Genomic DNA, 18,047 nt, shown 5'->3' with positions numbered 1-18,047 from the left:
TACCACTCCATATTTACATGTGAAATAATTAATATTTCTTAGCAAATTGCCGTTTCGACCTAAAGCCCTAATATCCCAATTAACCAATGAACTAATTTCCAAAATGGCTAATGACCTCGCCCCCCTGCTTTATTCTCTCCGGACCGTATATGGTTACGATTTTACCGGTTACTCGGAAGCTTCCATCCGGCGGCGGATCAGCCGGTTTATGGAGGTCAGCCGAATCGGCAGCTTCGGGGAGCTGGAGGAACGGCTGCGCCGGGAGGAGCCCTTTTTTGAATCCTTCGTGCAGGAGCTTACGGTCAACGTCACCGAAATGTTCCGCGACCCGCCGTTTTATAAAAGCCTGCGGGAAAAGCTGGTGAAGCGGCTGGCCACCTACCCCTTCCTGAAAATATGGGTGGCCGGCTGCTCCACCGGGGAGGAGGTGTATTCCCTGGCGATCCTGCTGCTGGAGGAAGGCCTGCTCGACCGCTCGGTGATCTATGCCACCGACATCAACCGCAGGTCGCTGCAGGCGGCGAAGGACGGCATCTTCTCGTTGGAGCAGATGAAGGGCTATACGGCCAACTACCAGAAGGCTGGCGGGCGGCGGACCTTTTCGGACTATTACATCGCCCGGTACAACTCCGTTCTGTTCGACCGGTCGTTGCGGCAGAATATCGTTTTTTCGGTCCACAACCTGGCGGTCGACGGCTCGTTCAACGAATTCCAGCTGATCTCCTGCCGCAATGTGCTGATCTATTTCAACCAGGGGCTGCAGAACCGGGTGATCCGCCTGTTCTACGACAGCCTCTGCCCGCTGGGTTTCCTGGCGCTGGGCAACAAGGAGTCGCTGCTGTTTTCGGACAAAAAGCCCCAATTCAGCGAGGTGGACCGGAAGGAAAAAATTTTTATGAAAAAAGAGTAACGCATTGAATGGATATTAATGAACAATAACAAGTACAAAAATCTGGAAGCCGTGGTTATTGGGGTTTCGGCCGGGGGGCTGCAATTGCTGGGAAAACTGCTGGAGCGGCTGCCGCCGGAATTCCGGCTGCCCCTGATCGTGGTGCAGCACCGGGCGCCCGAAAGCAGCGAACAGCTGGAGCAGGTGCTGCAGGCCCGCTGCCGTCTGCGGGTAAAGCAGGCCGACGAAAAGGAACCCATCCTCGGCGGCACGGCCTATTTCGCTCCGCCCGACTACCACCTGCTGGTGGAAACCGACCGTACCTTCTCGCTGAGCTACGACCCGCCCGTCAACTTCAGCCGCCCCTCCATCGACGTGCTGTTCGAGACGGCCGCCGCCACTTATGACAGCCGCCTGGTGGCCATCATCCTTACCGGCGCCAGCAACGACGGCACTGAAGGCATCCGGCAGGTGAAAAGCCGGGGCGGCCTCACCATCGCCCAAAATCCCGAAACCGCCCCCTACCCGTATATGCCCCAGTCCGCCATCAACAGCGGCGAGGTCATGCAGGTACTGGACCCCGAACAGATCGGCAACTTCCTGCTGGACCTATGAGCGCACCAACGAAACATTTTACCACCATGAACGAAAACCGCCCCGTTACCATCCTGATCGTAGACGACAAGCCGGCCAATATCTTTGCCCTGGAGCAGCTGCTGGAAAAGCCCGGCCGCACATTTATCAACGCCACCAACGGCGTGGAAGCCTTAAAAACCGCCCTGAACCACGACATTGACCTCCTTATCCTGGACGTGCAAATGCCCGGTATGGACGGCTTCGAGGTAGCCCAGATCCTCAAGACCAACCACCGCACCCGCGATATCCCCATCATCTTTGCTTCCGCCGAGAAAAAAGAACAGCAATTCGTGCTCAAAGGCTTCGAGGAAGGCGGCATCGACTACCTCTACAAACCCCTCGATCCCCTGCTTACCGAAGCCCGGGTGTCGGTGCTGCTGCGCCTGCACCTGCAGCAAAAAGAGCTGGCCGCCCAAAACGCCGCCCTGGAACGCTATGCCCTGCTGATCAACAACTCCGCCGACATCATCTGCACCATCAATGCCGAAACCCTGCAATTCGAAGAGGTCAACAACGCGGTTTACCGCATCACCGGCTATACTGCCGCCGAGGTCCGCGGCGCCTCCCTGCTCGATTTCCTGCCCGAGGCCGACCGCCCGCAAGTAGAGCAGGCCGCCCAGGAAAGCGGCGAACACTTTTCTTTTGAAACCGCCCTCCGCACCAAGGCCGGTGCGGAAAAATGCCTCCACTGGAACATCGTCAACCGCGACGGCCGGTGGTTTGCCAACGTCCGCGACATCAGCCAGCAAAAACAGACCGATCAAGAGATCCTGCAGCTGAACGCCCACCTGAAACGAAACGTCGCCCAGCTGGAAGAAACCAACAAGGAGCTGGAATCCTTTTCCTACACGGTTTCGCACGACCTGCGGGCGCCCCTCCGGGCCATCAACGGCTATACCCAGATGATCCGCAACGAATTCGAAAGCGGCTTCCCCGACGAAATGAAGCGGCTGTTCGGCATCATCCAAAAAAATGCGATCCGCATGGGCGACCTGATCCACGACCTGCTGGAGTTTTCGCGCCTGGGAAAAACCCCGGTGACCAAAAGCCCCGTGGATATGAACCAGCTGGTGAAAGCGGTGGTGGACGAGCTGTCCGTCAACGGCCACAGCAAAGCTTCCATCCGCCTGGAGCCCCTGGCGCCGGCCGAGGGCGACTACAACCTGCTGTACCAGGTGTGGTTCAACCTGGTGGCTAACGCCCTTAAATATTCGGGGAAGAAAGAACAGCCCGAAATTGTGGTGGGCTGCCTGGAAAAAGAACACGAAGTTGTCTATTTTGTACAGGATAACGGCGTGGGCTTTAACATGAAATATGCCCAGAAGCTGTTCGGCGTTTTCCAGCGCCTGCACGGCAAAAGCGAATTTGAGGGAACCGGCGTGGGACTGGCCACGGTGCAGAAAATCATTTCCCGGCACGGCGGCAGCGTATGGGCCGAGGCCGAAGTGAATAAAGGCGCCACCTTTTATTTTACCCTTCCCCGTCCGGAAGCCCAGCCCTGAACCGGGTACGGTTTTTTCTGCAATGAGGCAGCTACTGTAACCCGCTGCCCTTTGACGGATGAATCGGCCCTCCCCTCCTCTGTACCCTAACCGAAACGAAGCAGCATGAACGAAGTGATTAACATATTGATGCTTGAACACGATCCCGCGGATATCGAACTGTTACAGTACGAAATCAAAAGAAGCGGCCTGCCCCACACCACCCGGGTGGTACACACCCAGGAAGATTTCACGGCCGCCCTGCAGGAATATACGCCTACAATTATCCTGTCCGACTTTAACCTTCCCGGCTTCAACGCCCTGGAGGCTTTTGCCCTCCGGCAGCAGCTGGCACCCGACACGCCCTTCCTGGTCGTTTCCGGAACGGTGGGGGAAGAAAATGCCGTGAGCCTGATCCGTAGCGGCATTACCGACTATGTGCTGAAGGATAAATTATTTACCATCGGTCCCAAGATCGAACGGGCCTTGCAGGAATACCGCGAACGCCTGGAAAAGCGGGAAGCCCAAAAACAACTGAAGGAATATTCCGAGCGCCTCACCGACATCCTGGAAAGCATCGGCGACGGCTTTTTCGCCCTCGATGAAAACTGGACGGTTACCTATTGGAACCTGGCGGCAGAAAAGATCCTGGGCCTGCCCCGGAAGGAGATGGTGGGCAGGAATTTCTGGGATTGGTTCGCCGTGGACCGGTCGCAGCACTTTTACCGCGAATTCCACCGGGCGGCCCAGGAACGGACCGTTGTCTGTTTCGAACACTTTTCGCCCCACTGGAACTACTGGCTGGAAGTGACGGCCTACCCCGCCCCCCACGGGCTGAGCGTATACTTTAAAAACATCACGGAAAAAAAAGACCAGGAGAAAAAGCTGCAGCAGGCGATTGACAAATACAATACCCTGAGCGTGGCCACCAACAACGTGGTCTGGGACTGGGACATCCGGACCGGCGATATTTTCTGGAGCAAGGGCCTGAACGCCACCTTTGGCTACAGCGACGAGGAGATCCGCAACAACCTGAAATGGTGGGAGGAAAAAGTGCATCCCGCCGACCGGGAGCGGGTCAGCAAAAAGCTGCACCGCCAGCTGGACAAGCACCTCCACGACTGGCAGGACGAATACCGCTTCCGCTGTGCCGACGGCACCTACAAGAACGTGCTGGACAAGGGCTTTATCCTGTTCGAGAATAACGGGCATCCCTACCGCATGATCGGCTCCATGATCGACGTGACCGAACAAAAGGAACTGGAGCAAACCCTGCTGAATGAACGGGTCGCCCACCAGAAGCTGCTGGCCCGGGCCACCATCGAAGGACAGGAAAAGGAGCGGGCCGAGATCGGCAAGGAGCTGCACGACAACATTAACCAGATCCTGACCACGGTGAAGCTGTACCTGGAGCTGTCGCTTTCCAGCCCCTGCCAGGACCGCGAGCTGCTGAACCGCAGCGTACACAACCTGCAGTTATGCATCAACGAGATCCGCAAGGTTTCCAAATCGCTGGTGGCCCCCAACATCCGGGAAATGGGCATCGTCGACGCCCTGACGGAACTGGTGGAATCCATCAAGGTGCTGCAGCTGTTCAAGATCGAGTTTTCCCATTCGGGCCCGCTGCAGGAACTGGATATCCAGCAGCAGCTGGCGGTGTACCGCATCGCCCAGGAGCAGCTGAACAACATCATCAAACATGCCGGCGCCAGCCAGGTAGCGGTCGAACTGCACCGGCAGGGCTGCCTGGTGCACCTGCAGATGCGGGACAACGGCAAGGGCTTCGACCCGAAGGAAAAATCAAAGGGCATCGGGCTGATGAACATCCAGAGCCGGGTAGAGCTGATGAACGGCTCGGTGGAGATCGTCTCCTCCCCCGGCGCCGGCTGCCTGCTGAAGGTGCTCCTGCCGATCAAATGCCAGGAAGAACCCGGGAGTTGAAGCTGCGGCAGCAAAAGGCAGCAAAGCGTTCGGAACCCTGCAAGGCCGTTTATGAAAGAAAAATCTTTTCCAGGGTTCCGAACGCTATTGGGTCGCTTACAACTTCTTAAAAAAATTTTTACGCTTTTGTACTTTCTATCAAAAGCACCTCTATATTTGCACTCCCAATCGCAAACGGGACTGATCCTGTAGCTCAGTTGGTAGAGCAATACACTTTTAATGTATGGGCCCTGGGTTCGAGTCCCAGCGGGATCACAGAACAAAGCCAGCGTAAACAACCGATTTACGCTGGCTTTTTCTTTTATCGTTCTTTATTTTCCCGCAAATATTCCGGAGCGAAAGCCGTGAAATTTTTAAAAAAAATTCACCCGGTTGGCGCAACTCAACAATATCTCCCTATATTTGCACCCCCAACGACAAAACAACGGGACTGATCCTGTAGCTCAGTTGGTAGAGCAATACACTTTTAATGTATGGGCCCTGGGTTCGAGTCCCAGCGGGATCACGGAACAAACGTTCAAAAAGCAAAAACCCCTTAAACGCAAGTTTAAGGGGTGTTTGCTTTTACGTTCCTTTCTCCTTCTCGATCAGCCCGTTGACCAGGCTTTTCCACTGCAGCTTCGAAAAGGCGGTCATGGCCCCGGTGGCCACGGCGGCATTGCGGGCCTTGTCCACCACCGCTTCCGTATCCACATTGGGCTTTTCGTTGCGGCCATGCACGGTGGCGGTCACCTTTGTCGCCTCGCGTTTCACCACAAAGGAGCTGGTAGCCTCGTCGCTCAGGAAATGCGCTACGTCGGCATCCTCGTTTTGCGGGTTGGGCGCCGGGCGCACCCGGATGAGAAGGCGCTGGGTGTAGGGATCTTCATGTTCCTCCATCCGCTCCACCCGCACCCAGTCGAAGCCCTCGCCCGTCAGGGATCCCGGCCCGGGGATGTCGATCTTCCAGTAATCACCTTCCCGGGTTGCCCGCTTTTCCTCGCGGCCCTGGCTGTCGGTGAGCTGGAACTCGGCGGTCAGGGCGCCGGCCAGGTCGTGCCACCGGTGCACGTGCAGCAGGCGCTCCTTCACCAGTTCATAAAACTGTTTGGCTTCCTCCACGGTAGCGCATTCCCTGCTGGCTTCCGTATCGGTCTGGATCCCGGATTCGTTCTGGGGAATTATATCGTCAGGGCGTTCTGCCATAAAAATCTTTTAGAGCATTTGCAGGGAAGTCCCCCATCACAATTTCAAACTACCTTCTGCTCCCTCTGCCAGGCGCTTGCCGGTAATGGCGGCCGCCGCGATTTTGAGGAAGGCTACCATCTTACCGGTTTCGGCATCCCAGTAATAGCAATCGGACGGGCGCACCCGCAGCAGGGCCAGGTTAGGATCGTCCGACCCACCGGGGAACCAGGCCTTCACCATCGGTTTCCACTTGCTCTTGATCTGGGCGCGGTCGGTGATGACATCGGCGGTGCCGCGTACATCCATGTAGCTTTCCTTGCCGGGGTGGGCATAGGTCAGGTGCACTTTGTGCTCCACGCTCACTTCTTCGATTTTGATGGAGCGGATGTCGCTAAAGAACCAGAGCGTGCCGTCGTCCTCCACCTCGATGGTCGCCATGGGGCGGGTATGCTCGGGGCTGTTGCCTCCTGAAGTGCAGTTGGTAATAAACATGCACACATTGATATCATTGACCAGCTTCCTGTACTTTTCCAAAGCCTCTTTGCTCTGAAGATTTTTTTCCATAACTATATTTTTCAGCGGTTAATAAAGCATTCGTCCCCTTGATGCAGCGCTCGCCGGGCCCTTACATCTTAATTAAACTTCATGCCAACAAGGTTGAGGGAATTGGTTCATTGGTCCATTAGGAATTAGGGGGCTCTTGCATTTTGAAGCGCCGTCCCTAATAAACCAATTAACCAATACCCAATTCCTTCGGTTCGCGCCCGCCTACCTTTTCCTCCGTCAGGGCCGCCGGGGCGATCAGGCCGATTTTGACCGAATGCAAAATGGCTTCCGAGCTGTGCTGGAAAAAAAAGCAGGGCACGCCGGCCGCCTCGATCTTTTGGAGCACTTCCGCCACCAGCTCCCGGCTCTTCTTATATACGTCGCGGATGTATACGGCATGGATGCGGCCGGGAAAGTGCTCCACGATGGAGGCATAGATGTAGGGGTCGCGCTGCGAGCTGTCGCCCAGCAGGATGAACCGCTGGTTGGGAAAACCTTCGAGGATGCGCACGATCCGGGCGAACTTGGTGTGGTGGTTGTTCTGCCCCGTCTTGAGCAGTTGGTTCATCAGCTTCAGCTGGTTCAGCAGGAACACCCCGTGCGGCATGCGGTGCAGCTGGGCAAATTCCAGGATATAGTCATACAGGTTCCATTCGCTGCTGGAAACGTAAAAGAAGGGGTTGGGCGCCTCCGCGGTGGTATTGCCCGCCGCCAGCAGCTGGTAGTGCCGCACTACGCCTTCGAAGGGCCGGCGGCTGCGGGCGTTTTCGGTAAACAGCACGAACAGGCGCTTGCGCAGGTTGGCCGAATGCGAGATAAGGAAGGTGTCGTCGATGTCGGAAATAAAGCCGTACTGGGTTTCGTAGGGAATGTATACCGACCCCCTGCCTTCCGCCAGGCAGGCGCCGGCGGCATCCACCATTTGTACCCGCAGCGTCTGCCAGCCCTGCGGCAGCGGCGGCTCGTCCTTCCACTCAAACTTGAAAAAGCCGTCGGTATCGGAGGTGGCGGTATAGCGCCTTCCCTCCCACTCCATCTGCAGGCAGGCGCCGGCATAGGGTTTTACCATAAACAGGCGCAGCAGCGCCAGGGTATTGTGGATAAAACTTTTGCGGTAGCGGCTCCGCGGCAGGGGGCTCAGCCGCAGCACATGCCCGTGGATCACCATCCGCTTTTCCTGGCCGTAGCCATGGTACACTTTTACCTGGATCTCGTTGGTCAGCCCCAGCCAGTGCAGCAAACGGGACTTCCAATTTTTGTGGTTTTCCGATCGTATTTGATTTATTGGCATAGTCTGGGAAATACAAGAAGTATGCAGAAAGAAGAGGCGCAAAAGCTGTTATTCCTCATTAACCCCGTTTCGGGCGGGAAGAACAAGCAAAACTGGGAGGCGGTGATCCGGAACTATTTCCGCGACCTGCCCCACCACCCCGAGATATTTATCCTCACCGGCAAGGGCGATCCCGTGTCGGTGCGGCACCACCTGCAAACGGTAAAGCCCGACAAGGTGGTGGCCGTGGGCGGCGACGGCACCATCAAGCTGGCGGCGGAGCAGTTGCTCAACTCGGGCATCCCCCTGGGCATCATCCCCGCCGGCTCGGCCAACGGCATGGCCCGCGAGCTGGGCATTCCCCTCCGCCTGGAAGAAGCCCTTAAAATCGTGCTGGACGGCAACATCCACGATATCGACGCCATCCGCATCAACGGGGGCGAGATCTGCCTGCACCTGAGCGATATCGGGCTGAACGCGAACCTGGTCAAGCACTTCGAGGACTCGGACCAAAGGGGCATGTGGGCCTACGGCCGCGGCCTGGTGAAGGTGCTGTATCACAAAAGCTACATGCACGTGACCCTGCAGACCGACACCGAAACCATCCGTCGCAAGGCCTTTATGGTGGTGCTGGCCAATGCCCGCACTTACGGCACCGGGGCGGTCATCAACCCCGAAGGCAACCTCGAGGACGGCCGCTTTGAAGTGGTGGTGGTACGGAAACTGAACCTGATCGAATTGTTGAAAATGCTGGTCACTCACAAGCCTTTCGACCCCGACAAGATCGAAATCTTTCACGCCCGCAGCCTGGAGGTCTCGCTCTACCGCAAAGCTTATTTCCAGGTGGACGGCGAATACCGCGGCAAGATCCGGGGCCTTACGGCAGAGATCCTGCCCGCCTGCCTGCGGATGATCCTGCCGGGCTAGAGACGGCCTTGGCACGATCTTTTGTCTCGTAACCAAGTAAATAGCTTTACCATGGACGAACTGGAAATTAAAGGAAAATGGAACGAAATGAAAGGAAAAGTGAAGCAGGCTTACGGAGACCTTACCGATGATGACCTGGCCTACCAGGAAGGTAAGGAAGAGGAGCTTTATGGCCGTTTGCAACATAAACTAGGAAAAACACGCGACGAGGTCATTGGTTGGCTGCGGTCGCTCGGAAGTGACAGAGACAAAGTATGAATCGACTCACTTTTCCATTAAAGCTCCCTTCCGGAGCTTTTTTTTATGAAACCTGAAATCCGGAATCCGAAATCTCCCTGCCTTACCTTTGCGCCATGCATTACGTTTCGGCTGAAAACATTTCGAAGTCATTTGGCATCAAGCCCCTTTTTGATAATATTTCCTTCCACATCTCCGAAGGCGACAAGATCGCCCTGGTCGCCCGCAACGGATCGGGCAAGTCCACCCTGCTGAAGATCGTCGCCGGCAAGGAAGTGGCGGACGGCGGTAAGGTCTGGATCCACAAGGACGTGGACACCGCCTATTTTGAACAGGAACCCCAACTCGAGGAACACCTGCCCGTGCTGGACAATATCTTCCACCATGCCCACCCGGTGATCAACGCCATCAAGCAATACGAAGCCGCCGTGGACGCCGGCGACGAAGACCAGATCAACAGCTGCCTCATCCAGATGGACGAATTCAACGCCTGGGACTTCGACGCCAAGGTAAAGCAGATCTTGGGCAAGCTCAACATTCACCACCTCGCCCAGCCCGTCTCCACCCTCAGCGGGGGCCAGCGCAAGCGGGTGGCCCTGGCCCGCACCCTCATCGACATCGGCTTCGAGCACAAACACGTGCTGCTGATCATGGACGAGCCCACCAACCACCTCGATGTGCAGATGGTGGAATGGCTGGAACACTACCTGAACAAGGAAAACATTACCCTGCTGCTGGTGACCCACGACCGCTACTTCCTCGACAACGTCTGCAACGAGGTATGGGAACTGGATGGCAGCGAGCTGTACGAGCACAAGGGCGATTATGCCAACTTTTTGGAAAAGAAGGCGGCCCGCGAGGAAAGCCAGGCAGCCAGCATCGAAAAGGCCCGCAACACCTACCGCAAGGAACTGGAGTGGATGCGCAAGCAGCCCAAGGCCCGCACCACCAAATCGAAAAGCCGTATCGACGCCTTTTACGAAGTGGAGCAGAAGGCCAAACAGCAGCTCCAGGAACAGCAGCTGCAACTCCAGGCCAAGATGAGCCGCATGGGCGGCAAGATCGCCGAGCTGAAAAAGGTGTACAAATCCTATGGCGACAAAAAGATCCTCCAGGGCTTCGACTATACCTTTAAAAAAGGCGAGCGCATCGGTATCGTAGGGAAGAACGGAGCCGGCAAGTCCACCTTCCTGAATATTTTACAGGGCATCGAATCGGCCGACAGCGGTAAGATCAACATCGGCGATACGGTAGTTTTTGGCAACTACTCGCAGTCGGGCCTGGTCATCAAGGACGATGTGCGGGTGATCGAATACGTCAAAAATATCGCGGAACATTTCCCGCTGGCCGACGGCTCCTACCTCAGCGCCTCGCAGTTCCTGACGCTGTTCCTCTTTCCGCCGGAGCAGCAATACACCTACATCAGCAAGCTCAGCGGTGGGGAAAAGCGCCGCCTGCACCTGCTGTCGATCCTGTTCCGCAACCCCAACTTCCTCATCCTCGATGAGCCCACCAACGACCTGGACCTGCCCACCCTGTCGGTGCTGGAAAACTTCCTGCTCGAATTCCCGGGCTGCCTGCTGGTGGTGAGCCACGACCGCTACTTCATGGACCGGCTGGTAGACCACCTGTTCGTCTTCGAAGGCGACGGCGCCATCCGCGACTTCCCGGGCAACTACTCGCAGTACCGCGAATGGCAGAAGCTGCAGGAAGCCAAAGAAGCGGAAGAAAAAAAACCGGCCCCGCCGGCAGCCACCGCTGCCGCAACAACTGCCGCCCCCGGCGGGGCTCCCGCAAAGAAAAAATTATCTTTTAAGGAGCAACGCGAATTCCAGAACCTGGAAAAAGAGCTGGCCGACCTGGAAAAGGAGCGCCAGGACATCTACGCCAAGCTGGCCGAGGCCACCCTTCCCTACGAAGAGCTGCAAAAGCTGACCGAACGGGTAGGCATTATCGCCGCCTCCATCGACGAAAAGGAATTGCGCTGGCTGGAGCTGAGTGAACAGAGTTAGGGAATTGGTTCATTGGGATATTAGGGTATTAGGCTGATGAGGCAAAATGGAAAGATGGTTTCCGTATGGGAAGGTCGCGCCTTTCCACACACCACAAACATTTACCAAAGCAGCGTTGCCGCCGAAGGCCCTAATATCCCAATGAACCAATGAACCCATTCCATATCCCGGCAGGATTTATGAATAGATGGAAGGGTTACCAACTTTTATTGGGGGATGCCTTCGATTGAAACCTTACTTTTTCGTTTATTGCTGGTAGTGATAGTGGGCGGGTTGATCGGCACGGAGCGGGAGCTCCGCAGCAAGTCGGCCGGCTTCCGCACCATGATCCTGATCTGCCTGGGGTCGTTCCTGTTCACCACCTTTTCCATTCACATTACCCAAGACAGTCCCGACCGCATTGCCTCCAACATCGTCACCGGCATCGGCTTTTTGGGCGCCGGCGTCATTTACCGCAGCCGGGACGACCGGATCAACGGCATCACCACCGCCGCCACCATCTGGGCCGTCGCCGCCCTGGGCATGGGCATCGCCGACGGGCAGTATGTGCTGGTGGGGGCTGCTACCGCCGTGGTGCTGGCCTCCCTCTTTTTACTGACGAAGCTGGAACACTGGCTCGACAACATCAACCAGGCACGCAACTACCGGATCGTATCGGTGTACAAACCCGAGCTGCTCGACGAATATGAAAACCTGTTGAAAGAATGCCAGCTCCGCTTCAAAAGAATAAAACAAACCAAGAAAGGCGACAAGATCACCGGCTCCTGGAACGTTCAGGGCGGAAAAAAGAACCACTATCGCTTTATTGAAAAGGTGCTTCACGACCCCGAAGTACTGGAGTTTGAATTCTAAGCCTTCCCCAATCGCCTGTTCACCTTTGCAACAATGTCGTCGATGGAAATATCCTTCATGCACTTGAAATGGCCCTGGGGACATTTTTTCCGGCCGATCTTGGTGCAGGGACGGCACCACAGCTTGTGCACCTGCACGTCGTCGGTGGGATGGGGGTGGCCGGCAAGAAAGTTCTGGCCGTAGTAAGGCACCATGCCGAAGGAGGGCGTAGTGCTGCCCCAGACGGCGATCACTTCTTTTTTGAGGGCGGCGGCAATATGCATCAGGCCGGTATCATGGGCGATCACCAGCTTCGACTTGCGGACCAGGTCGGCGCTTTCGTTCAGCGAAAACTTGCCGCAGGCGTTGTACACCTTTACCGGGTCCACGCTGCTGATGGCCTCCCCTTCCGCCCGGTCCTCGGGACCGCCGAGCAGGATGACGGGGTGATCGATCTTGCGGACCAGTTCCTGAAGTTGGTATACCGGCAGCTTTTTCGTGTAGTAGGAAGCCCCGATCACCAGGCCGATAAAACCGGCATGGTGCGCAGCAGGGATATCGCTCATTTTCACCTCTTCGTGGGGGGCGATAAAGTAGTCCATGCCGGCGCCGTCGTTTTTCACGCCAAAGGACGCCACCGTATCGAGGTTGCGGTCGATGATGTGCACCTTCGGCATCACGTTCCACTTCAGCTTGGTGAAAACGAGCTTTTGGAAATTCAGCTTGTTGTACGAATAGGCCGGCACGCCCAGCGCCCGCTTCACCCGGAGGGTGCGGAGATTATGGTGCAGGTCGATGACGTAGTCGAAAGCTTCGGCTTTCAGCTCTTTGACCATGGCGTCCCAGTCTTCCTGCAACAGGTGGATCCTGTCGATATAGGGATTGTTCGCCACCACGGCCTTAAAGGAGGGCTTGACCAAAAAATGCACTTCGGCATCCGGCACCTGCTGCTTCAGGCACCGGATCACCGGTGTTGTTAACACAATATCACCTATCGAAGAAAACCGGATGATCAAAAACTTCATATACGCACATTAATGGTCCAGGGCACGCCTCTAAATGGTTTCTATATAATTAAGGTCCTTGCCGAAGGTTTCCTTGGTATTGATGGCGGCAAAGATGGCAATCACCATGCAAACAACGCCGGTGATCATGCCGGCGTTGGCATAACCGATCTGGGGACGCAGCCATTTGAACAGCATGATGATCAGCGGCAGCGAGCCCCTTACCATGTTGGGAACGGTGGTGGCGGCGGTGGCCCGCAGGTTGGTGCCGAACTGTTCGGCCGCCATGGTCACGAATACGGCCCAGAAGCCGGTGGCAAAGCCCAGTCCCGCACAAATGACGTACATCTGCGCCGCGCTGCCGCCCTGTTGCGCAAAGAACAGGGCGATGAACAGGGCCGTCAGCCCGTAAAATAGATACAGGGCCTTTTTGCGGCTCCGCAGCCAGTGGCTTACAAAGCCGATGAGGACGTCGCCGATGGCAATGCCCACGTAGGCGAACATGATGGCCTTGCCGGGATTGATGGCCTCGGCAATGCCGAATTCTTTTCCGAACTGGTCGGAAAAGGTGACCAGCACCCCGATCACGTACCAGGTGGGCAGGCCGATGAGAATGCTATTGAGATATGTTTTGAACCGGTCGGCCTTGTTGAAGAACATCAGGAAGTTGCCGCGGGAAACGTTCTGCTTCTTCACCTCGTGGAACATGCCCGACTCGAATACGGATACCCGGAGCAGCAGCAGCAGCAGCCCGAGGCCGCCGCCGATATAATAACATACCCGCCAGTGGAAGGTCTGGGAAATAAAATAAGCGACCACGGCCCCGGTCAGGCCCAAGCCCGCCACCAGGGAGGTGCCGATGCCCCGCTTTTCCTTCGACAGCAGCTCCGACACCAGGGTGATGCCCGCGCCCAGCTCGCCCGCCAGGCCGACGCCGGCAATAAAGCGCACCAGGGCGTACTGGTTGGTGGTCTGCACCAGGCCGTTGGCAATATTGGCCAGCGAATACAATACAATGGAGCCAAACAACACGCTTAACCGGCCCTTCTTATCGCCCATGATGCCCCAGATGATGCCGCCGATGAGCAGGCCGGCCATTTGAATGGAAATAATGTCCTCTCCTACCGTCGTCACCTGCTCAGGCGTCAGACCCAGGTCCTGGAGGCTGGGTTTCCGCACGATGCCGAACAGCAGCAGGTCGTAAATGTCAACAAAGTAGCCCAGTGCGCCCACGATCACGGGGATGGAAAGCACACCATAGTTTCTGGATTGCATATGGTTCAATTAGGAAAGGATTAAATGGGGGGTTGGACCGGCTTTTTCTTGGCGAAAAACAGTTTATACAACACCGGCAGGGTGGTCATAACGATGATCACCAGGGTGATGGCCTCGATATGGTCCTTCAGGCTGTAGCCAAACTCTTTTTCCACCCAGCCCTGCAGGAAGTGGCCGCCCAGCATCATGCTGCATACCCAGGCCACGGAGCCGATGACGTTGTAGAGCATGAAGGTGGGGCGGTCCATGCGCACGATGCCGGCAATGATGGGGGCAAAGGTGCGGATGATGGGCACGAACTTGGCCATGAAGATGGTGCCTTTCCCGTATTCTTCATAAAATTCCCGGGCGCGCACCAGGTGCTTGCGGCGGAACAGCCAGGTTTCCTTGCGCTCGTACAGCAGCGGACCCGCCTTGCGGCCAAACCAGTAACCCACCATATTCCCCAGTACCGAGGCGATGATCACCAGCAGCAGGATGATGCTGTAATGCACGTTAAAAAATGCCTTGGCCAGTTCTTCGGTATAAATGCCGGCGGCGAAAAGCAGCGAATCGCCGGGCAGGAAGAACCCGATAAACAGGCCCGTTTCGGCAAATACCACGAACAGCAGGAAATACAATCCGCCGTTATGGATGATCCACTCAATAAATTGCTGTACAAAACCTTTATCCATATTTCGATATAACTCGTTAACAATTACTATTTTTTCCTAATCCGGCTGGAAGGCCAGGGCCTTCCGGTCGTCGAATTCTCCCTCCCAGCGGGCAATGACGCAGGAGGCCAGGGTGTTGCCGATCACGTTCACCGAGGTGCGGGCCATGTCCATCAGCTCGTCGATGCCCAGGATGGCCATGATGGGCCAGAGCGGCAGGCCAAAGGAAGCCGCCGTTCCCAGCAGGATCACCAGCGAGGCCCGGGGCACGCCGGCCACGCCCTTGCTGGTCAGCATCAAGGTCAGCCCCATCAGCACCTGCTGCCCCACGCTCATGGGAATGCCGGCCGCCTGCGCCACAAATACCGCCGCCAGCGACAGGTAGAGCGTGGTGCCGTCGAGGTTAAACGTATAGCCCGTGGGCAGCACAAAGGCCACGATCTTGCGGGGCACCCCGAACTTTTCCATGTTCTCCATGGCCTTGGGCAGGGCCGACTCCGAAGAGGTGGTGGCAAAGGCAATGGAAACGGGCTCCGACACCGCCTTGATAAATTTTTTCACCGGTATCTTGACCAGCAGGGCTACGGGCAGCAGCACCAGCAGGATGAATGCGATCAGCGCCAGGTAGAGGGTGGCCAGCAGGAAGAACAGGGATTTGAGGATGTCGAGCCCCAGGTGGCCGACGGTCACGGCAATGGCGGCACCCACCCCGAAGGGGGCGAAGTACATGATGATGTTGGTGAACCGGAACATGGTCTCGGCCAGGCTCTCGGAAAACTGCAGCATCGGCCGGCGCCGCTCTTCCTTCAGCATGGCCAGGGCGATGCCGAAGATGACGCTGAACACCACGATGGGCAGCACGTCGCCGTTATAAACGGACTTGACAATGTTTTCGGGGAAAATATGCAGGATCACGTCCTGCCAGCTCTGGGGCTTGGTTTCGGGCAGGTCCTGGTGAAAGCCTGCCGGCAGCACGATGCCCGCGCCGGCCCTGGAAAGGTTGATGGCCAGCAACCCTACGATAAGGGCCAGGGTGGTCACCACCTCGAAATACAGGATCGACTTCCAGCCCATGCGGCCTACCTGCTTCAGGTCGGAATGGCCGGCGATGCCGACCACCAGGGTGGAAAAAAGGATGGGGGCGATGATGGTTTTCACCAGCCGCAAAAATATTTTACTGAGCACCTGGAGGTTCTGGGCAAAGTGCGGAAAGTCAATGCCGATCTCGATGCCGATGGCCATGCTGACCAGTATCCAGGTGGTGAGGGTGCGTTTGAGCAGGGCATACCCAACGAGCGCAGCCACCACCATCCAACGGGAAAGGACCAGGAACAGTGCCGGCAGGTGTACCAGGGAAACGTTATGAAGATAGTGGAGAATTGCTGTAATGGTAAACAGAACCAGGGAAAGCAGTCCGACCTTCTGTTTGCTCATAATTGGGTTTAAAAGCGCCAAAACTAAGGAAACAAACCGTACCGGCAAGATGAATTAGTAAAAACGCCTGAGCCTGCGCAAACAAACCGTTTTTTTACCCATATTTATCGAATAATGCTATTTTAACCGATGTTTACACCTGAGTTAATATTTTCCCATAATAATTACACAGTCATATGAGTCTATTCATTAAAAAACCGGTTGGCCTGCTGATCAAGGAAGCCGACAACGGCGAAAAAGGGTTGAAGCGGACGCTGGGCGCCGGCAACCTGATCGCCCTGGGTATCGGTGCCATTATCGGTGCCGGGTTATTTGTGCGAACGGCCGCCGCCGCGGCACAGCATGCCGGACCGTCCGTTACCATAGGCTTTATTGTAGCGGCCATTGGTTGCGCCTTTGCGGGTCTGTGCTATGCCGAGTTTGCCTCCATGATCCCCGTAGCCGGCAGTGCATATACCTACAGCTACGCCACCATGGGCGAATTCCTGGCCTGGATCATCGGCTGGGACCTTATTCTCGAATACGGCGTGGGCGCCGCCACGGTCGGCATTGCCTGGAGCGAGTATTTCAACCGCCTGCTGGGCATTTTCGGGTTGGGGATTCCCTACGAATGGTGCCACTCTCCCTTTGAAGTCTCCGCTGCCGGCGTCAGCGGCATCATGAACCTCCCCGCCCTGTTCATTGTCTTCCTGCTGACCCTGGTACTGATCCGGGGCACCAAGGAATCGGCTTCGTTAAACGCGATTATCGTTATTCTCAAAGTAGCAATCGTATTAATCTTCATTGCCCTGGGCTGGCACTACATCCGCCCCGAAAACCATACGCCCTTTATTCCCGAACCGACCAGCTACACCAATTCGCAGGGGATCACCACGCATTTTGGCGGCATCATGGGAATCCTGGGAGCAGCCGGGGTGGTCTTCTTCGCCTTTATCGGTTTCGACGCCGTGTCCACTGCGGCGCAGGAAGCCCGCAACCCCAAAAAGGATATGCCCATCGGCATCCTGGGTTCCCTGGCCGTTTGTACCCTATTATATATCCTGTTTTCCTACGTGCTCACCGGCGTTGCCAGCACCGAGGATTTCCGCACCCATGGCCGCGAAGCTTCCGTAGCTTATGCCATCGACCACATGGCCGGTCAAATGGTCAACGGGCAGTGGGTACCCCAATACGGCTGGCTGTCCAACCTGATCACCATCGCCATCCTGGCGGGCTTTTCGTCCGTGATTCTGGTGATGCTGCTGGGCCAGTCGCGGGTATTCTATTCCATGAGCCGCGACGGACTGCTGCCGCCGATATTTTCCACAGTCCACCCGAAGTTCCGCACGCCCTATAAAGCCAACTGGATCATTTTGTTATTGGTAGGCATCTTTGCCGCCTTTGTCCCCGGTGATATCGTGGGCGAAATGACCAGCATCGGCACCCTATTCGCCTTCATTCTCGTTTGCGCCGGCATCTGGATCATGCGGGTAAAGCACCCCGATGTTCCCCGGGCGTTCAAAACTCCCGCTTACCCGGTCGTGTGTACGCTGGGTATCGTGGTTTGCGCGGCCATGATCTTCGGCCTGGGCTGGACCAACTGGGTACGGCTGCTGGGATGGCTGCTGGTCGGCTTTATTATCTATTTCGGGTACAGCCGGACGCATAGCAAATTGCAGCAAGGCCGCGTAGCCCTGCCCAGGGATCCCATCGATCCGCTCAATCCGCGAGCCACCGACCTGGAGCGTTAGCGGCAATGAATTGA

The 18,047-nt window shown here is 56.5% G+C and carries 16 protein-coding genes and 2 tRNA genes; 11 read left to right on the top strand and 7 right to left on the bottom strand.

Going from position 1 to position 18,047, the window contains the following annotated elements; translation table 11 throughout:
• Window positions 1-103 precede the first annotated feature (103 nt).
• The 6 genes from V9K67_RS16155 to V9K67_RS16130 all read left to right on the top strand — a co-directional run bounded on the left by V9K67_RS16155 (window position 104) and on the right by V9K67_RS16130 (window position 5,452).
• Window positions 104-910, top strand: a complete 807-nt coding sequence (locus tag V9K67_RS16155) for a CheR family methyltransferase (protein WP_336724130.1) — start codon at window positions 104-106, stop codon at window positions 908-910.
• Window positions 911-928: 18 nt separating this feature from the next.
• Complete coding sequence (locus V9K67_RS16150; protein WP_336724128.1) at window positions 929-1,504, top strand: chemotaxis protein CheB; 576 nt, start codon at window positions 929-931, stop codon at window positions 1,502-1,504.
• Complete coding sequence (locus tag V9K67_RS16145) at window positions 1,501-3,027, top strand: sensor histidine kinase (protein ID WP_336724126.1); 1,527 nt, start codon at window positions 1,501-1,503, stop codon at window positions 3,025-3,027. The genes V9K67_RS16150 and V9K67_RS16145 overlap by 4 nt, the downstream gene beginning before the upstream one ends.
• Before the next feature lie 105 nt (window positions 3,028-3,132).
• Entirely contained in the window at window positions 3,133-4,947 is a 1,815-nt protein-coding gene (locus tag V9K67_RS16140; RefSeq protein WP_336724125.1) for a hybrid sensor histidine kinase/response regulator, read from the top strand.
• Between the two features lie 182 nt (window positions 4,948-5,129).
• Window positions 5,130-5,202 (top strand) — tRNA-Lys (locus V9K67_RS16135).
• Window positions 5,203-5,379: 177 nt separating this feature from the next.
• Window positions 5,380-5,452: transfer RNA gene (locus V9K67_RS16130), tRNA-Lys, on the top strand.
• Window positions 5,453-5,511: 59 nt separating this feature from the next.
• Here V9K67_RS16130 and V9K67_RS16125 read toward each other — a convergent pair.
• The 3 genes from V9K67_RS16125 to V9K67_RS16115 form a co-directional block, all read right to left on the bottom strand.
• Window positions 5,512-6,132, bottom strand: a complete 621-nt coding sequence (locus V9K67_RS16125) for a hypothetical protein (protein WP_336724123.1) — start codon at window positions 6,130-6,132, stop codon at window positions 5,512-5,514.
• 36 nt (window positions 6,133-6,168) lie between these two features.
• Entirely contained in the window at window positions 6,169-6,678 is a 510-nt protein-coding gene (locus V9K67_RS16120) for a pyridoxamine 5'-phosphate oxidase family protein (RefSeq protein ID WP_336724121.1), read from the bottom strand.
• A 169-nt stretch (window positions 6,679-6,847) separates the two neighbouring features.
• Entirely contained in the window at window positions 6,848-7,900 is a 1,053-nt protein-coding gene (locus V9K67_RS16115; RefSeq protein ID WP_336724119.1) for an App1 family protein phosphatidate phosphatase, read from the bottom strand.
• Window positions 7,901-7,972: 72 nt separating this feature from the next.
• Here V9K67_RS16115 and V9K67_RS16110 point away from each other — a divergent pair, with 72 nt between their 5' ends.
• The 4 genes from V9K67_RS16110 (at window position 7,973) to V9K67_RS16095 (ending at window position 11,958) form a co-directional block, all read left to right on the top strand.
• Window positions 7,973-8,857, top strand: a complete 885-nt coding sequence (locus V9K67_RS16110) for a diacylglycerol/lipid kinase family protein (RefSeq protein WP_336724117.1) — start codon at window positions 7,973-7,975, stop codon at window positions 8,855-8,857.
• A 51-nt stretch (window positions 8,858-8,908) separates the two neighbouring features.
• A complete protein-coding gene (locus V9K67_RS16105; protein WP_336724115.1) occupies window positions 8,909-9,115 on the top strand; it encodes a CsbD family protein in 207 nt (68 codons plus the stop codon).
• A 95-nt stretch (window positions 9,116-9,210) separates the two neighbouring features.
• Entirely contained in the window at window positions 9,211-11,106 is a 1,896-nt protein-coding gene (locus V9K67_RS16100; RefSeq protein ID WP_336724113.1) for an ABC-F family ATP-binding cassette domain-containing protein, read from the top strand.
• A 258-nt stretch (window positions 11,107-11,364) separates the two neighbouring features.
• Window positions 11,365-11,958 (top strand): MgtC/SapB family protein, encoded by a 594-nt coding sequence (locus V9K67_RS16095; protein WP_336724341.1) that lies wholly within the window; start codon window positions 11,365-11,367, stop codon window positions 11,956-11,958.
• On the opposite strand, the gene V9K67_RS16090 is transcribed toward V9K67_RS16095, so the two are convergent.
• The 4 genes from V9K67_RS16090 to V9K67_RS16075 are packed head-to-tail and all read right to left on the bottom strand — an operon-like array spanning window position 11,955 to window position 16,303.
• Window positions 11,955-12,962, bottom strand: coding sequence for a glycosyltransferase family 9 protein (locus V9K67_RS16090; RefSeq protein ID WP_336724111.1), 1,008 nt, complete (start codon window positions 12,960-12,962; stop codon window positions 11,955-11,957). The two genes, V9K67_RS16095 and V9K67_RS16090, sit on opposite strands and share 4 nt — an antisense overlap.
• A 30-nt stretch (window positions 12,963-12,992) precedes the next feature.
• Window positions 12,993-14,216 carry an MFS transporter gene (locus V9K67_RS16085; RefSeq protein ID WP_336724110.1) on the bottom strand — a complete coding sequence of 408 codons (1,224 nt, stop codon included), beginning with the start codon at window positions 14,214-14,216 and terminating at the stop codon, window positions 12,993-12,995.
• A 20-nt stretch (window positions 14,217-14,236) separates the two neighbouring features.
• Window positions 14,237-14,890, bottom strand: coding sequence for a DedA family protein (locus V9K67_RS16080; RefSeq protein ID WP_336724109.1), 654 nt, complete (start codon window positions 14,888-14,890; stop codon window positions 14,237-14,239).
• Window positions 14,891-14,926: 36 nt separating this feature from the next.
• Window positions 14,927-16,303, bottom strand: a complete 1,377-nt coding sequence (locus V9K67_RS16075) for a dicarboxylate/amino acid:cation symporter (protein WP_336724108.1) — start codon at window positions 16,301-16,303, stop codon at window positions 14,927-14,929.
• A 176-nt stretch (window positions 16,304-16,479) separates the two neighbouring features.
• On the opposite strand from V9K67_RS16075, the gene V9K67_RS16070 reads away from it, so the two are divergent.
• On the top strand, window positions 16,480-18,033 hold the full coding sequence (locus V9K67_RS16070) for an amino acid permease (RefSeq protein WP_336724106.1): 1,554 nt from the start codon (window positions 16,480-16,482) through the stop codon (window positions 18,031-18,033).
• Window positions 18,034-18,047: the final 14 nt, after the last annotated feature.

Source organism: Huijunlia imazamoxiresistens, assembly GCF_037132455.1.
Taxonomy (GTDB): Bacteria; Bacteroidota; Bacteroidia; order Chitinophagales; family Chitinophagaceae; genus Flavisolibacter; species Flavisolibacter imazamoxiresistens.
The sequence above is the reverse complement of the archived record's forward strand: the minus strand, read 5'-3'. Positions and strand labels throughout refer to the sequence as shown.

What these genes read in the sequence shown, in the direction of transcription:
- V9K67_RS16125 (WP_336724123.1), bottom strand. Translation starts at nt 6,132, where the DNA reads ATGGCAGAACGCCCTGACGATATAATTCCCCAGAACGAATCCGGGATC.
- V9K67_RS16080 (WP_336724109.1), bottom strand. Translation starts at nt 14,890, where the DNA reads ATGGATAAAGGTTTTGTACAGCAATTTATTGAGTGGATCATCCATAAC.
- V9K67_RS16140 (WP_336724125.1), top strand. Translation starts at nt 3,133, where the DNA reads ATGAACGAAGTGATTAACATATTGATGCTTGAACACGATCCCGCGGAT.
- V9K67_RS16150 (WP_336724128.1), top strand. Translation starts at nt 929, where the DNA reads ATGAACAATAACAAGTACAAAAATCTGGAAGCCGTGGTTATTGGGGTT.
- V9K67_RS16120 (WP_336724121.1), bottom strand. Translation starts at nt 6,678, where the DNA reads ATGGAAAAAAATCTTCAGAGCAAAGAGGCTTTGGAAAAGTACAGGAAG.
- V9K67_RS16100 (WP_336724113.1), top strand. Translation starts at nt 9,211, where the DNA reads ATGCATTACGTTTCGGCTGAAAACATTTCGAAGTCATTTGGCATCAAG.
- V9K67_RS16145 (WP_336724126.1), top strand. Translation starts at nt 1,501, where the DNA reads ATGAGCGCACCAACGAAACATTTTACCACCATGAACGAAAACCGCCCC.
- V9K67_RS16155 (WP_336724130.1), top strand. Translation starts at nt 104, where the DNA reads ATGGCTAATGACCTCGCCCCCCTGCTTTATTCTCTCCGGACCGTATAT.
- V9K67_RS16075 (WP_336724108.1), bottom strand. Translation starts at nt 16,303, where the DNA reads ATGAGCAAACAGAAGGTCGGACTGCTTTCCCTGGTTCTGTTTACCATT.
- V9K67_RS16085 (WP_336724110.1), bottom strand. Translation starts at nt 14,216, where the DNA reads ATGCAATCCAGAAACTATGGTGTGCTTTCCATCCCCGTGATCGTGGGC.
- V9K67_RS16070 (WP_336724106.1), top strand. Translation starts at nt 16,480, where the DNA reads ATGAGTCTATTCATTAAAAAACCGGTTGGCCTGCTGATCAAGGAAGCC.
- V9K67_RS16090 (WP_336724111.1), bottom strand. Translation starts at nt 12,962, where the DNA reads ATGAAGTTTTTGATCATCCGGTTTTCTTCGATAGGTGATATTGTGTTA.
- V9K67_RS16110 (WP_336724117.1), top strand. Translation starts at nt 7,973, where the DNA reads ATGCAGAAAGAAGAGGCGCAAAAGCTGTTATTCCTCATTAACCCCGTT.
- V9K67_RS16105 (WP_336724115.1), top strand. Translation starts at nt 8,909, where the DNA reads ATGGACGAACTGGAAATTAAAGGAAAATGGAACGAAATGAAAGGAAAA.